The 14,585-nt window shown below is 67.7% G+C and carries 11 protein-coding genes; 7 read left to right on the top strand and 4 right to left on the bottom strand.

The genetic code is table 11. The features are described from left to right. Window positions 1-17: 17 nt before the first annotated feature. Window positions 18-1,457: an extracellular solute-binding protein gene (locus ACQR1L_RS30540; protein WP_434861625.1), complete on the bottom strand. Its 1,440-nt coding sequence runs from the start codon at window positions 1,455-1,457 to the stop codon at window positions 18-20. Between the two features lie 38 nt (window positions 1,458-1,495). Next, complete coding sequence (locus ACQR1L_RS30535; protein ID WP_434861720.1) at window positions 1,496-2,485, bottom strand: sugar-binding transcriptional regulator; 990 nt, start codon at window positions 2,483-2,485, stop codon at window positions 1,496-1,498. Between the two features lie 180 nt (window positions 2,486-2,665). Here ACQR1L_RS30535 and ACQR1L_RS30530 point away from each other — a divergent pair, with 180 nt between their 5' ends. The 3 genes from ACQR1L_RS30530 to ACQR1L_RS30520 are packed head-to-tail and all read left to right on the top strand — an operon-like array spanning window position 2,666 to window position 5,844. Next, the gene (locus ACQR1L_RS30530; protein ID WP_434861624.1) at window positions 2,666-3,940 is read left to right on the top strand and encodes an FGGY-family carbohydrate kinase; all 1,275 of its coding nucleotides are present in this window, start codon (window positions 2,666-2,668) and stop codon (window positions 3,938-3,940) included. Further along, window positions 3,937-4,806 (top strand): TIGR01459 family HAD-type hydrolase, encoded by an 870-nt coding sequence (locus ACQR1L_RS30525; protein ID WP_434861623.1) that lies wholly within the window; start codon window positions 3,937-3,939, stop codon window positions 4,804-4,806. Before ACQR1L_RS30530 ends, ACQR1L_RS30525 begins: the two co-directional genes overlap by 4 nt. A gap of 12 nt (window positions 4,807-4,818) precedes the next feature. Beyond that, window positions 4,819-5,844, top strand: a complete 1,026-nt coding sequence (locus ACQR1L_RS30520) for a class II aldolase/adducin family protein (RefSeq protein ID WP_434861622.1) — start codon at window positions 4,819-4,821, stop codon at window positions 5,842-5,844. A gap of 42 nt (window positions 5,845-5,886) precedes the next feature. On the opposite strand, the gene ACQR1L_RS30515 is transcribed toward ACQR1L_RS30520, so the two are convergent. Then, window positions 5,887-6,795, bottom strand: a complete 909-nt coding sequence (locus ACQR1L_RS30515) for an amino acid ABC transporter substrate-binding protein (protein ID WP_434861621.1) — start codon at window positions 6,793-6,795, stop codon at window positions 5,887-5,889. 128 nt (window positions 6,796-6,923) lie between these two features. Beyond that, a complete protein-coding gene (locus ACQR1L_RS30510) occupies window positions 6,924-7,823 on the bottom strand; it encodes a LysR family transcriptional regulator (RefSeq protein ID WP_434861620.1) in 900 nt (299 codons plus the stop codon). Between the two features lie 117 nt (window positions 7,824-7,940). Between ACQR1L_RS30510 and ACQR1L_RS30505 the strand changes: the two genes are divergently transcribed. From ACQR1L_RS30505 to ACQR1L_RS30490, 4 genes are all read left to right on the top strand, one after another. Next, window positions 7,941-8,573: an RraA family protein gene (locus ACQR1L_RS30505; RefSeq protein WP_434861619.1), complete on the top strand. Its 633-nt coding sequence runs from the start codon at window positions 7,941-7,943 to the stop codon at window positions 8,571-8,573. Window positions 8,574-9,515: 942 nt separating this feature from the next. Continuing rightward, window positions 9,516-12,671 (top strand): hypothetical protein, encoded by a 3,156-nt coding sequence (locus ACQR1L_RS30500; RefSeq protein WP_434861618.1) that lies wholly within the window; start codon window positions 9,516-9,518, stop codon window positions 12,669-12,671. Continuing rightward, window positions 12,668-14,362: an SWIM zinc finger family protein gene (locus ACQR1L_RS30495; RefSeq protein ID WP_434861617.1), complete on the top strand. Its 1,695-nt coding sequence runs from the start codon at window positions 12,668-12,670 to the stop codon at window positions 14,360-14,362. The genes ACQR1L_RS30500 and ACQR1L_RS30495 overlap by 4 nt, the downstream gene beginning before the upstream one ends. Then, a partial coding sequence (locus ACQR1L_RS30490) for a hypothetical protein (RefSeq protein WP_434861616.1) occupies window positions 14,359-14,585 on the top strand: 227 nt, incomplete at its 3' end. The genes ACQR1L_RS30495 and ACQR1L_RS30490, both read left to right, overlap by 4 nt.

Here is a 14,585-nt window from a genome sequence, read left to right as displayed (position 1 = left end):
AGACTGCGCGTCCAGCCTCAGCCGAGGCCGGCCTGCTTCAACTGACGGTTGATGCTGTCGGCCAGCTTATCGAGGCCCTCGTCGACGGTGATCTCCTTGGCCACCATCTTCTGCAGCGACGCCGCCCATTCGGTCGTGAGATCGAAGAACAGCGGCTGCGCCGTGAAGTAGATCTTGGCTCCGGGCGCCGAGAGGTCATGCTGCTCAAGATAGCCCGGATAGGATTTGGCAATGCGGTCGCGGAACTCGCTGTCCTTCCACACGGAGGTGCGGACCGGATTGACGAAGTCCATCTTGCGGGCGCCGAACAGGTCGTGCTCGACCGAGGCCGCCCATTGCATGAAGGTCCAGGCCGCATCCTTCTGCTTGGAGAAGCTCGACATCGCGAGCGACCAGATCCACACGTTCGGCGTCGGCGCCTTGGCGGCCGGGTTGGCCGCGAACGGCGCGTAGCCGAGATTGCCGCGCTCCTTGTTCTCGCCGCCGTTCATGAAGTAGCCGAGAATGTCGGCGTCGAAGATCATGCCCGACGCGCCGGCGCCGAGATCGGTGCCGACCTGGTACCAGGTATACGTCGACCAGTTCTTGGGACCCGAGCCCTGGATCATCTTGACCCACTTCTCGTGGAAGTCCTTCGAGGCCTTGGTGTTCATCGCGGCCTTGAGCTTGCCGCCCTCCATCACGAAGTCCTTCTGGCCGAAATTCGCATAGGCCGACAGGAAGCCCGGATGGATCGTGGCCCAGGAGCGCGAGCCGCGCACGCCGACGCCATAGGGACCGCCGGCATCCTTGGTGATCTTGGCCGCGACCTCCAGCATCTCGTCGAGATTGGTCGGCGGCTTGACGCCGACCTTGCTGAAGATGTTACGGTTATAGGTGATGTTGTTGAGCTCGTAGCCCCACGGAATGCACCACTGTTTCGCCTTGCCGGAGCCGAGCTCGGAGCCGGCGACACCGTCCCAGGCGGTCGAGGAGCGCAGGCCCGGCAGCACGTCGTCCCAGGCAAACGCCGGATTGGTCTTGGCCGGATCCTTGATGTAGGTGTTGAGGTCTTCGATCCAGCCGGCCGGACCATAGGTCCAGGTCATGTAGGCGCCGGTCATGAAGGCATCGTACTGATCCGACTTCGACGACAGCGCCGCCGTGACCTTGTCGAAATAGACGTCCTCCGGAAAGATGTCGTAGGTGACGTTCATGCCGGTCAGGCTCTTGAACGCCTCGATGTCGCCGATCATCGCATCGACGTAAGGATGTTTGTTAAGCAGCAGCTTGACGGTCTTGCCGCTGTGGGCCTTCCAGTTGAAGTCGGCGGCCATCGCCTTCGACATCGCCGAGGCAAAGGCGGCATTGGCGGCCACGCCGGCGATGCCGAGCTTGGCAGCGCCGTCGAGCAGATCGCGCCGGCTGATGCGCTTGCCCGCATAGGACGCAAAGAGATTCTTCTCACGATCGTACATTCAACCCTCCCTATTTTTTATGATGAGACTTGTTCGCGTTACCTGCCCTTCCGACTTTTCTTCTTGGAGTGACCGGATGTTTTCTCCGGCTTGTCGGTCGTGAGTGCCTGAGCCGTGACCTCGTCGATGATGAGGCCGTTCAGGAAGCCGCTGCGCAGCACCGCCCGCAGCGCTGTGAGTTTCGCCTCGCCACCGCCGATGGCGACGATACGATGTTTCTTCAGCTCGCTCGCCGCCATCGAGGTCGCGCGCGCGGAGAGATCGAGATCGAGCAACTCGCCGTCGGCGTTGAAGAAATGCCCGAGCAGATCGGCGCAGGCGCCGGCGCGCTTCAGCTCGACGACCTCGTCCGGCTTGATCATGCCGCTCGACACCAGGAACCCGTCGGCGTGGATCTGGCCGATGCCGACGAACAGCAGCGAGGCCTGCTGCGCCAGCGCGAACACGTCTGATATGCCGAACTGCTGCATCAGCACGCGGCGGTCGGCCACGGAATTGGCGAACACCGGCACCGGCAGCAGATAGGCTTCGGCGCCGGTGCGCTCGGCGAGACGGTGGATGACGTCGAACGGATTGGCGGCGAACTTGCGCGTGAGGCCGCCGAGCAGCGAGACGAACTGCACGTCGCGGGCCGGCGTCTGCGGCAGTTGCGCCACCACGGCCGCGAGCGTGCGGCCGTGGCCGACGCCGATGATCTTGTCGTCGCCGCGTTCCAGCACCTGGCGCAGGAAGCTCGCGCCCTCCAGCGCCAGCGCCTTCAGTGGCAGATCGCCCTCGCCGAGATCCGGCGCCACGCGGCAGAAGTCGAGGCCGTAGCGGTCGGCCAGCGCGTTCTCCAGCGCGACGCATTCCGCGACGGGCCCCTCGACGAAGACGCGGATCATGCCCTCGCGGCTGGCGCGCGCGATCAGCCGATGCGCCTTGGTGCTCTGGATGTTCAGCCGGTCGGCGACCTCCGACTGTGTCAGCCCGGCCGCGAAATACAGCCACGCCGCGCGCGTCGCCAGCGAGGCCTCGCCGTCCACCATGGGCGCCCTGTCGGAAGCTGTCGTCACGCGCGATTGCCTGCTTGCAAATTTCTTCACGTCTTGCAAAAAATTGCAGACACCGATCCGGCCGTCAATCCCCCAAACGTGCTGCAGCGCGTCAGGGACTGGCGGGATCGCGCGGGCAGGCATGCTCGCCTGGTCACAACGAGAAGAGGTCGCATGAGGGAGTTGTTTGTCGGCATCGATGTCGGAACGAGCGGCGTGCGCGCCTGCGCGATCGATGCCAGTGGCGCGATCCAGGGCGCAGCTTCCGTGCCGCTGGCGCCGCCGCGTCAGGATGGCGCAGCCATCGACCAGGATCCCGAGCTGTGGTGGCGGGCGACCACGGCGGCGCTCGGCAAGCTCGGCGAAGCCGTCGATCTGCGCGCCGTCGCGCGCATCGCGGTCGACGGCACGTCGGGCACGCTGCTGCTGATCGACGGCGACGGACGTCCCCGCTCCCTCGGGCTGATGTACAACGATGCACGCGCCGTCGACGAGGCCAGGCGGATCGCCGAGGTCGCACCGCCGGAAAGCGGTGCGCACGGCACCAGCAGTCCGCTCGCGAAGTTGATGCATCTGCTGGCGTCGACCGGCGGCGCTGTCCGCGTCGCGCATCAGGCCGACTGGATTGCGGGCCGGCTCGCCGGCCGCCATGGCGTCAGCGACGAGAACAACGCGCTCAAACTCGGCTATGATCCGGTGCAGCGTTGCTTTCCCGATTGGTTCGATCATCTCGGCTTGCCGCGCGCGGTGCTGCCGACCATCCTGGTGCCCGGCACGCCGTTCGCCGAGATCGATCCCGCGATCGCGCGCGTGCTCGGCATCGCGTCCTCCGCGCGCATCGTCGCCGGCACCACCGATGGCGTGGCCGCCTTCATCGCCACCGGCGCCGACGCGCCGGGCGACGCCGTCACCTCGCTCGGCACCACGCTCGTGGTCAAGCTGATCGCGACACAGCCGATCTTCGCCGCCGATCAGGGCATCTACTCGCACCGGCTCGGCGACAAATGGCTCGCCGGCGGCGCGTCGAACTCCGGCGGCGCTGCGCTGCTCGCGCATTTCTCCGCCGACGACATGGACCGCATGACACCGCTGCTGCGCCCCGACGAGCCCACCGGGCTCGACTATTATCCGCTGCCGAAGCCCGGCGAGCGTTTCCCGATCGCCGATCCCGCGCTGGCGCCGCGGATCACGCCACGACCGGCGGAAGATCATCGCTTCTTCCAGGCGCTGCTCGAGGGCATCGCCGGCGTCGAGGCGCTGGCCTATCGGCGCCTGCAGGCGCTGGGGGCGCCGACTCTGCGGCGGGTCATCAGCATCGGCGGCGGCGCCAGGAACCACGCCTGGACGCGGATACGCGAGCGCATCATCGGCGTGCCCGTGAGCGTCGCGGCGCAGACGGAAGCCAGCTACGGCACCGCCTTGCTCGCCTTGCAGGGACCACCGCGATGACCGCCGCGGCGTGTGAGATCAGCGGCCTCTCGGCGATCGCCGACCGGTTCGATCATGTTCTGCTCGACCAATGGGGCACCTTGCATGACGGCCGCATGGTGTTTCCCGCGGCGCTGGAGTGCCTCGCCAGGCTGAAGCGGGCGCGCAAGCCGATTCTGGTGCTGTCCAACTCCGGCAAACGGGCGCGCTCCAATGCCGAGCGGCTGGCGCGGCTCGGTGTCAACAGCGCGGCCTATGACGGCATTCTGACCTCGGGCGAAGTCACATGGGCCGGATTGCGCGACCGGACGCGCGCGCCCTTCACCGATTGCGGGGACACCTGCTTCCTGATCAGCCGCGGCGGCGACCGCTCGCTGATCGAAGACCTGGACATCGTGACCGTCGACGACATGCGCGAGGCCGATTTCATTCTGCTCGGCGGACTCGACGACGATGTCGCCGAGCCGGATCTCTGGCGCGATCATTTCACACGGGCGGCAGCGCGGCGCGTGCCGATGATCTGCGCCAATCCCGACCTGATGATGTTCGGCGCGAGCGGCCTCGTCCCCGCCCCCGGCACGCTGGCGCGCGCCTATGAATGGCTCGGCGGCGCGGTGAGCTTCGTCGGCAAGCCGCACGCGCCGATCTTCGAGGCCGCGCTGGAGCAGCTCGGTCGTCCCGATCCGCGCCGCGTCCTGATGATCGGCGACTCGCTCGACCACGATGTCGCCGGCGCCCGCGCGATGGGGTTGCAGACCCTGCTGCTGGCCGATGGCGTGCATCGCACGGCGTTGGCGGGTGCGCCTGATCTGGCGGCGGCCACGCGCAAGCTCGCGGCGTCCACGAGCCGCATGCCGAACTGGACGATGCAGCAATTGAGCTGGTGAAGGAGACGAGCCATGCGCGAACCCGCCGAGCTTGATGCGTTGCGCCGGATGTCGGCGCGCGTCGGCTGCAACATGCTGCTGGTGCAGGGCGCGGGCGGCAATTCCTCAATCAAGGACGGCGACGTCCTCTGGGTCAAGGCCTCCGGCACGTGGCTGTCCGACGCCAATGACAAGGAGATCTTCGTGCCGGTCCTGCTGACGGCGGCGCGCGAGGCGCTCGCCCGCGACGACGAACGCATCCCGCTGGCCGCCCCCGGTGCCCTGCGCGCGTCGATCGAGACCTCGCTGCATGCGCTGATGCCGCACCGGGTCGTGCTGCACGTGCATGCCGTCAACACCATCGCCTGGGCGGCGCGTCGCGATGCGCGCGATGAATTTGCCGCGCGGCTCGACGGGCTCGCCTGGCGTCACGTCGACTATGTCCACCCGGGGCTGCCGCTGGCGCGCGCGGTGGGCGCGATCGTGGCAAGCGCGTGCGTCGACGTGCTCATCCTCGGCAATCACGGCCTCGTCGTCGGGGCCGACACTGGCGAGGACGCCGAGACGCTGGTGCGTGACATCGAGACGCGGCTGGCCTTGCCGGTGCGCGCGACGCCTGCGGCGGATGACACCGCCTTGCGCCGGCTCTGCGCCGGCACCGCATATCGACTGCCGGCGGATGCGAGTTGTCACGGCATCGCCACCGACCCGTTCAGCCGCGCGGTTGCGACCGGCGGCTCGCTGTATCCGGACCATGTGGTGTTTCTCGGCCCGGGCCTGCCGACGATCGAAGGCGCCGACGGTCTCGCCACGATGCTCGCGCGCGCGGAGGCAGCCGGCCTCCCCGCGCCCGTCGCGGCCTTGGCGCCGGGTCTCGGCGCCATCATCCGCAACGATGCCAGTCCCGGCGCAGAGGCCATGCTGAGCTGCCTCGCGCTGGTGACCAGCCGCCTGCCGCTGTCGGCCGAGATCAGCTATCTCTCGTCACGGCATGAGCAGATGCTGCTCAACTGGGACGCCGAGCGCTACCGGCAGCAGCTGACGGCGAGCCGCGGGTAGATCGGCCGCATCAGTTCGGATCAGCCGACGCAATCCGTGGCCTCATTCGGCTGCATAGGCATCCGGATCGGGGCTGCTGCTGGGCTTCTTGAACGCAGCCCGCAATGCAGCCGGCATCGGATAGTTGAAATTGGTCCCGGTCGGCGGCACCGGCGATTCGAACCAGGTCTTGTAGAGCTTTTCGATCTCCGGGCTCTGATACAGCTCGGCCGTGACGCCGTCGGCGATGGCCTTGAACGGCGCATCATCCTTGCGCAGCATGATGCCGAACGGCTCGGCCTTGGAGAAGGCCTCCTCGCTGATGACATAGGCGGCCGGCTCCTTGGAGCGCGCGATCGCAACCGCGAGCTGGACGTCGTCGAGCACATAGGCCTGGGCCCGGTCGGTCTCGAGCATCAGGAACGCCTCGGCCTGGTCCTTGGCCGGAACGATGGTGATCCCGAGCTTGCGCTCGACATTGACCTTGTTCAATTGCGCGATGTTGGTCGACCCGGCGATCGCCACGGCCGTTTTGCCCTTCAAATCGTCGATCCGCCGCAGCCCGCTCGATGTCTTGGCGGCGAAGCGCGTTGCGCTGAGAAAATGCGTGTTGGTGAAGGTGACGAGCTTCTGGCGCTCCGCGTTGTTGGTGGTGGAGGCGCACAGAAGGTCAATGGTGCCGTTGGTCATCAGCGGAATGCGGGTGGACGAGGTGACCGGAACGGTCTCGACCACGAGGTTGGGCAGCCCGAGCTCCCGCTTCACGGCGTCGGCGATCCGCGCACAGATGTCGAGCGCGTAGCCCACCGGCTTCTGGTTGCCGTCGAGATAGCTGAAGGGCACCGCCGCTTCCTGGAAGGCGACCGCGATCTTGCCGGTTTCCTTGATCTTCTGCAGCGTGCCGGTCAACTCCTCGGCGCTAGCCGCATGTGCCGCCAGAACCAGTGCCAGTACGCATCCCCATCGGCGCATCGAAGCCTCTCCTCGTCGTCATTCCCTGCATGGTGCAGCGGGCCGCAGCCTCGCTTCGGCCGACTGCGATGAAAAGGGATAAAAACGCTTCCGCGTCCATTCCAAAAAGTGATGTCTATCTCGGAGTTCTAGCCCTGGAGCTGCCGGCTGAAGTCGCAGGTCCTGCGCGCCAGTTCGGCCACGACGGCCGTGAGCGCCGACGGCCTGTCGTTGCGATACATCGCCGAATACGGCACGGCGGGAAGCGCCGGCTTGACCGGCACGACGGACAATTTTCCCTCGGCAAAAAGCGGCCGGAAGCAACGTTGCGGAAGGTAGCTGATGCCGAGGCCGGCCACGGCGAGACCGACGAGAGCGGTGAGATTGTCGACCGTAATCGCCCGCTTGAAGGCGACGCCGTTCGCCGTCAGCCACCGATTGATGTAGAGCCCCTGCCCGGAGCGGCGGCCCTGCATCAGGAGAGTGTATTCCCCGAGTTCCTCGAAGCCGAGCGACCGCCGCGACCGAACCAGACCAGGGCGCGCGGTCCAGACGTTCTGCACCTCCGCGAGCCTGACCGAGGTCACATCCGGGTCGGAAAACACCTCGGGAACCACGATCAGGTCGATGCTGCCGTCCATCAGGCGATCGTAGAGCGTGCGGGTGGTCTCCACCTCGGGCTCGATCACCACGGCGGGATGCTGCTCCCGAATCGCCGAGACGAGGCGCGGCAACCAGGTCAGCGCCGACAGTTCCGTGGCGCCGAGGCGCAGCCGGCGGGCTGGGGACTGCCGTCCGTCCCTCAGCGCCAGGATCTGCTCCTGCAGCGTCAGCATCTGACGGCCCAGAGCGAGGATCTCCTCGCCCCGCTCGGTCAGCCGCGCACCGCGCTGGCGGCGGTCGAACAGCGGTACGCGCGCGGACGCTTCGAGCTCCTGGACGCGCTTGGAGATCGCCGACTGCGTCGTGTTGAGCTTCGCCGCGGCGCGCTCGAACGTGCCGAGCTCCGCGATCCAATGCAGCGCCTCGAGCTGCTTCAGCGTGATCATGAGACATTCTCAAAAGCGATGATATGACATCGTCATTTATCTGTTTTCTGAATTTGGCGCGAGTCCTACACCGGTGCCCATGCAGCCATCCGACGGCGCGCATCGAGGAGAGCGACAATGAGTGACACCGAACGGCCGCCGGTTGCGACAGTCGATCCCGGCCTGATTGCCGCCTTCAGGCAGATCCCGACGGCCGTGATCAGCGACAATCTCGAGCGTTTGCCGGGCGCGATCGGCCTCAAGCCGTTCTACAAGGGAACGCCCATGGCCGGGATCGCGCTCACGGTCGACACCGCGCCGGGCGACAATCTGTTCGTCCATCGCGCGCTCGATGTGATCAAGCCCGGCGATGTGCTCGTGATCAATGGCGGCGGCGACGAGACGCGCGCCCTCGTCGGCGAGATCATCGCCGCGATCGCCGAGCAACGCGGCGCGGCCGGAATCGTGCTCGACGGCGCCATCCGCGATTCCGCCGTGCTGATGGCGTCGCCGTTTCCGGTGTTCGCGCGCGCCGCCAACCATCGCGGCCCCTACAAGAACGGGCCGGGCACCATCAACGAGCCGGTCTCGGTCGGCGGCATGGTGGTGGCACCCGGTGACGTCGTGGTGGGCGATGCCGACGGCGTCGTTGCCTTTGCACCGGAACGCGCTGCGCTGCTGTTGGAGATGACGCGCGCGCAGGAGCAGCGCGAGGCCGAGATCCTGGCGAGCATCCGCGCGGGCCGCTATCAGGGAGCCTACGGAAAATAGCCGCGGGCGGCGGCAGTCGGGCCTGCACACGAGCCCGACGGGCGACTCATGCCTCGCGCAGACTCTCAGCTGTACCCGCCGGGCAAGCCAAAGCCGTGCGCCGGAAAACTGATTTCTTCCGTCGTCTCAGTCAGATGACCTGTGTCCAGTCGTCTCACAAAAAATAAATCGATTTCGCTTTATACGAAAATCTGCTTGGATGCCCCTGTCCCGCCTCGCCGAGAGGGGCGCATCGCGATCGTCACGACGCGTGGGGTGGGATGCGGTGGGTGTGTCGGCTCGCAGCATGGTCTTGGGCCATGCGGACGAACGAGCCCGATGCGCCGGCGAAATCGTAGGGTCCTGGCCTCCCGATGCTGAGGTCAAGCGGATGGTGATGATGATCCGTCCGTGACGGGGGCAAAAACGCCCGGTCCCCGGGGAGAGGACGTATAAGCCGCCCAACCATCGCGCGGGGAATGCCGGGATGTCTCGGCTGAACCTGTGGTGACTGCCGCCTGCTTTTTTTTCTGCAGGCGGGCCATGGGTGCGGCCAGCGCCCGGCATTCCCTGCGCCCTCTCCTGATTCGAGGGCGAATGACCAGCATCACCCGGACGCCAACGCGCCGCGGGGCTGCGAAGTCACGCCAGATGAAACCACGCCAGAAAAAGCCACAAACGGAGTCGAATTTCGTTCAGCGATTCCGGCTGCTCTGAAAGGGCGAAACATTGTCTGCGCCGTCAACCTCTTGCTCAGAGCACCGATTGCCCCCGTATCAGGCGACGCCGATACGATGGCGGCTGCGGCGACACAGCGCGGTCTCCGGCTTTCAACGCGCCAATGGCGCGATGCCGTTGCCACCGCCATGCCACATTGCCCTCGTGTGGCATCGGCGCACCCGCCCGTTGACGCGGCGTGCCCGGCTTGCCATGTAGGCCGCCCGAACCTCCCAGGGGCAGTCCATGCAAGTCATTCGCTCGGTGCGCCTCTGGATGAAGGAGGGCAAGTCCGACAAGGTCTACGAAGTCGATCTCGTCGACCTCGAACGCGGCGACGGCGACGCGCGCTATCTGGTCAATTTCCGCTATGGCCGTCGCGGCGGCTCGCTGCGCGACGGCACCAAGACGACGTCGCCGGTCACCCGCGCCAACGCCGACAAGCTGTTCGACAGCGTCGTGGTGTCCAAGATCAATGGCGGCTATCGCCGCGTCGATGGCGACGCGCCGCCGTTGATGGAGCTCAACGCCGGAACCACCAATGACGGCCGCGATACGGCGTTGCTGAAACAGCTCGCGCTCTGTATCCGCGGCGGCTGGAGCGACGCGGAGCGCGACCGGCTGTTCTGGCGGCTCGGCGTGATCCGGCTGGCCGCCGCCTATCCGCAACTCGCCGCCTTCGCGCAGAAGGCCGGCGCGGCGAATGCGAGCTACAGCCTGGTCTATGCGCTGGCGCGCTGCGGCGGCGGAAGCGCCGCCGACCTGCTGCGCAACTGCGCGGAGACCAATGTCAGTCCCGTGACACGCGACTACGCGGCCTATGCGCTGGCGAGCGAGCTGATGGGCGCCCAGCGCTCGCCGCCGCGCCCGTCGCTGCCGCGCACCAGCGATGCGGCGGCCAATGGCGACATCGAGGCGGCGCTTGCAGGCTGCAATGGCGCGGCGCTGCTGCAGACGCTGGCGACGGCGAGCGCCTCGCAGCCGACCTTCGGCAATCAGTACCTGATCGCCCTCGCCCATCACGCGCTGGCCGACGCCGCCGCGCGCCGCACGCTGCTGTCCGCCGTGCGCGCGATGACGCCCCGTCCTCCTTACGTGCAGGTGCTGCGGCGGCTGTTCAAATATGCCGATCTCACCGACGACGGCCCGCTGTTCGCCGCGACCGCGCGGCAGTTCGAGCTGGCGACGCCGATGTATCGCCGCGGCCATGTCTATCGCGATCAGGTGTGGCTGCCCGGCTTGCGCCAGCCGCTGAAGCTCAGCGAGGAGCAAGCTAGCGCCGTGCCGCGCCTCGCGCTGTCCGACCAGACCCTGTTCTACTTCAAGCGGCGCGCCTGGCGCATGCTGCGCAAGCGCGCCGAGCTCAGCCAGGACGCCTTCACGGCGATGGCGAGCGAGCTCCTCCTCGCCTTCACCGACGCCGACGGCAGCAAGCCGGTGGAATGGACCGGCTACGTCGCCGTCGACGGCCGCTATCAGTCCGTTCCGCACGCCACCGAGGCGCTGAGCCGGGTCTGGAGCGCCAGCCATCTGCTGTATGGCGCGGCCGAGACCAGCCGCTTCAACGACAAGGCGCTGACGCATCGTCATGTCGGTGCGCGCATCGCCGGCCGGCGCCAGGAGGCCTTCCCGGCGCTGTGGGATGCCCAGCCGCAGTCCCTGCTCCGTATCGCGGCGCTGGCGCGCAACCACGATGCCGCACGCTTTGCCGCGCTGGCATTGCAGCAGGGTGCGCCACGGCCGGAAGCGATGGACATCGCCGCCATCGGCGGCCTGCTGGCCTCGCCCTATCCAGAGGTCACCACGCTCGCAGCGGGGATCGCGCGGCGTCTGATCGACGCCGGAAAGGCCGATGCGGTCCTGATCGCGGCGCTGCTCGCGACGGGCGCACAGGAGATGCGCGACCTCGCCATCCGCGCCATCGACGATCGCGCCGACTGGCCTTGGGGCCACACAGGCCTTGCGCTGGCCACGCTGACGAGCCCCTACGAGCATGTGCAAAGCCGGGCCCGTGCCTGGCTGCGCGACCGTGCGCCGTCGCGCGAGCAGCGCGCGCTGGCGACGGAGGCGTTTGCGGCCTGGCTCGCGCAACTGCCGGCCGAGCTCGACGACCTCCAGCGTGCCGGCCTGTCGGCCGCCGTCGCGCTGCTGCCGCAGCTCTGGCCCGATCGCGACTGCCCGCTGCAGCCGGAGGTGATCGAAGGCCTCACCGGCCATGGCAGCGCCGAGGTCCAGGCGGCCAGCGTCCAGCTCATTGCCGTCACGCCGACGAAGCCCGCCGACCTGCCCCCGGCCTTCCTGCAGGCGATCCTGCTGGCCGACGCGCCCGAGATCCGCGTCGCCGCGATGAGCCTGCTGGGCCGGCTCGACGACGCTGCGCTTGCGGAGCATCGCGACGGCATCGTGCTCGCGGCCACCGGCACTCATGCCGGCCTGCGCGCGGCGGCGCGGCCCCTGCTCGCGCGCCTCACGGCCGCCGATGCGGCGTTCGCCATCCGCGTGCGCGACCTGCTGATGGCCATCCTGTTTCGTTCCGAGCCGGTGGAAGGCCACGCGGTCGACATGATCGCGCTCTTCACCACGGCCTTGCCGCCGGCGGCGGCCGACGTCGACGACGGCACGCTGTGGCGCCTGCTGCAGGCCCGCGCGGCCGGCGCCCGCATGCTCGGCGCGAAGATGCTCGGAAGCCGCGATCCCGCGCAGTTCTCGGTCCGCCAGCTCGCCCGCCTCGGCAACCATGCGCTGGTCGCCGTGCGCCGCTTCGTGCTGCGGGCCTTCGCCGCCGACGAGGCCCGCTTCCGCGCCGATCCAGAGAACACCGTGCTGCTGGTCGAAAGCGAGTGGGAGGATGTCCGAGCCGCCGCAGTGAGCCGGCTGACGGCCTGGCCGAGCGAGGCGCTGCCGGCTTCGGCGCTGGCGGTGATGGCGGATTCCACCGTAGCAGCGGTGCAGGACAGCGCCCGCGTGCTGCTGCGGCGCAGCCTGTCCGACGGCGACATCGCCGACGTGCTGGGCCGCCTGCTCGAGCATCCCTCGGGCCGCTTCCATCTTTTCGTGACCGAGCTGCTCACCGGCGCGGCGCTGTCGGATCCTGCCGTGTTCGCCAAGTTCATGACCCAGGCGCGCATCATCCTGATGCAGATCAACCGCGGCCGCGTCGCCAAGGACCGGATCTTCACGGCGCTGCGCCACGAGGCGCTGGCGCACCGCGAGCGCGCCGCCGAGATCGCGCAGTTGCTGCACGACTTCACCCTGAGCGTCACGCTTCGCGACAAGGCGCCCGCGCTGCAGATCCTGCGCGACATCGCCCGCGCCTGGCCGGATCTGACCCTGCCCGTCACCGTGGCCCGCGCCGGGCGCAGCCCCGAGGGCGGCTCGCATCTCAGCGGAAGCGCCGCATGAATTTCGCCTATCGCTTTCTCGGCAGCACCAGCGCCTCATCCGATGCCGCCGCGTCGTCCTTTGCTTTTGCGCCGGACACGCTGCGCCAGCCGACCTTCTTCACCGGCAAGGTCGCGCGCCACATCGCCTTCCGCGAGGCGATATCGGCGCTGCATCACGTCGTCGTCTCCGACCTGCGCTTCAAGCCGCGCGATCGCACCGCCTATTTCGAATGGCTGAAGCAGAACGAGGCCACCTTCCTCGCCGAGGCGACCGCGCAGTCCGAAGCGCTGAAGCCGCGCATCGCGGAGCTGCAGGCCCGCATTCGCGGATTGGACCAGCAGCGCAATGTCCTCATGCAGCCCTACTGGAAGGCGCAGCGGGCCTATTTCGACTACCTCTACAAACGGGATCGCGATGCCTGGATCGTGCTCGATCCGGTCATCACGGTGCATCCGGACGAGATCTTCTTCGAGTGCTTCAGCCTCGACGAATCCAGCTACGGCCGGCTGTCGTGCGATCACGACGTGTTCGAAAGCCTCGGCGAGATGGCGTTCGGTACCACCAACATCGACTACAGCCACGCGCTCTACGACGAATTCCAAAAGATCCGCTCCTATCGCGACACGACGCTGACGATCGACCCTTCCGGCTTCGAGGTGCAGACCGGCGGCGACGCCGATTTTCGCGAGGAGAAGATCGACCTGCCGGACAGCTGGGTGCGCGGCTTCCTGCAGGTGTCGAGCGCCATGACCCTGCCGGCGCATGTGTTCGACCTGCATCCCGTCGACATGGCCAACATCCTCACCCGGCTCGCGCAGAAGAAGGAGAAGGCCGGCCCGCGCTCGCTGCGCTTCGTGCTGACGCCGGATGCGCCGGTGGAGGTGGTGATCGAGCCATGGAACGAACGGCTCCGCTTCCGCCGCTCGATCTATCGCGGCCCGAGCGCCGCCGAGATCCGCATCTGGGGCCGGCGCCGGCTCGCGATCCTCGGGCGCACACTGGCACTGGCGCGGTCGGTGCGCGTGCACCTGACCGGCAGCGGCCTGCCCTCGTTCTTCGTCGTCGATTTCGGCGGCCTGCGCTTCACGCTTGGCCTGTCCGGCTGGACAGCGAACGACTGGTCCTCGGCCGGACAGTTCGACCTGCTCGCGCCGCGCCACAAGGTCGATGATGACACGGCGCAGCGGATCTTTACGGCGCTCAGCAGCGCGCATGCGGCGACCGCCGCCGAGCTGTCGCGGCAGACCGGCACCGGCGAGCCGCTCGTGCATGCCGCGCTCACCGCCTACACCCAGGCCGGACGCGTGATGTTCGATCTCGACAAATCGCTCTACCGCCTGCGCGAGCTGACGCGCGAGCCGCTGTCGCCGGACCAGCTCCGCTTTGCCAGCCCGCAGGAGGAAAAGGCCGACCGCCTGATCGCGGCGAACCTCGTCACGATCAGCAGCATCGACCGCAACCAGGGCGCTCGCGCGGTCACCGGCAGCGTGCTCGACAACGCCCGCACCGAGCAGGTCAGCTTGGTGATCGACGGCGACGACCGTCTCGTCGAGTCGCGCTGCAGCTGCCACTTCTACATCCACAACAAGATGGCGCGCGGTCCGTGCGAGCACATGCTGGCCTTGCGCCGCATCGTCCATGCGCAGGTCGAGGGCGTGGCCCAAGATGCACAGGCTCACGCACAAGACCGCGGACAGGCCATCGCATGACCGACATGACGGCCGCCATCGACACACCCGGCTTGAACCGGCAACGACAATTCGCGTATCACTGGCTTCGGAAGAGCGCAGGCCGGTCAGGACCTTGCAATCCGGGCGGCGTATCGCCGTCCTTGCACCATGACCATGCATGCGTCACTGGCCCGATCTTCACTGGGCCGGGGCTGCCCACCCATCCGCAATCGCAGAATGGGTTCTTTGAACCCAATTGCGG

This window comes from Bradyrhizobium sp. HKCCYLR20261 (assembly GCF_051168435.1).
Lineage (GTDB): Bacteria > Pseudomonadota > Alphaproteobacteria > Rhizobiales > Xanthobacteraceae > Bradyrhizobium.
The sequence above is the reverse complement of the archived record's forward strand: the minus strand, read 5'-3'. Positions and strand labels throughout refer to the sequence as shown.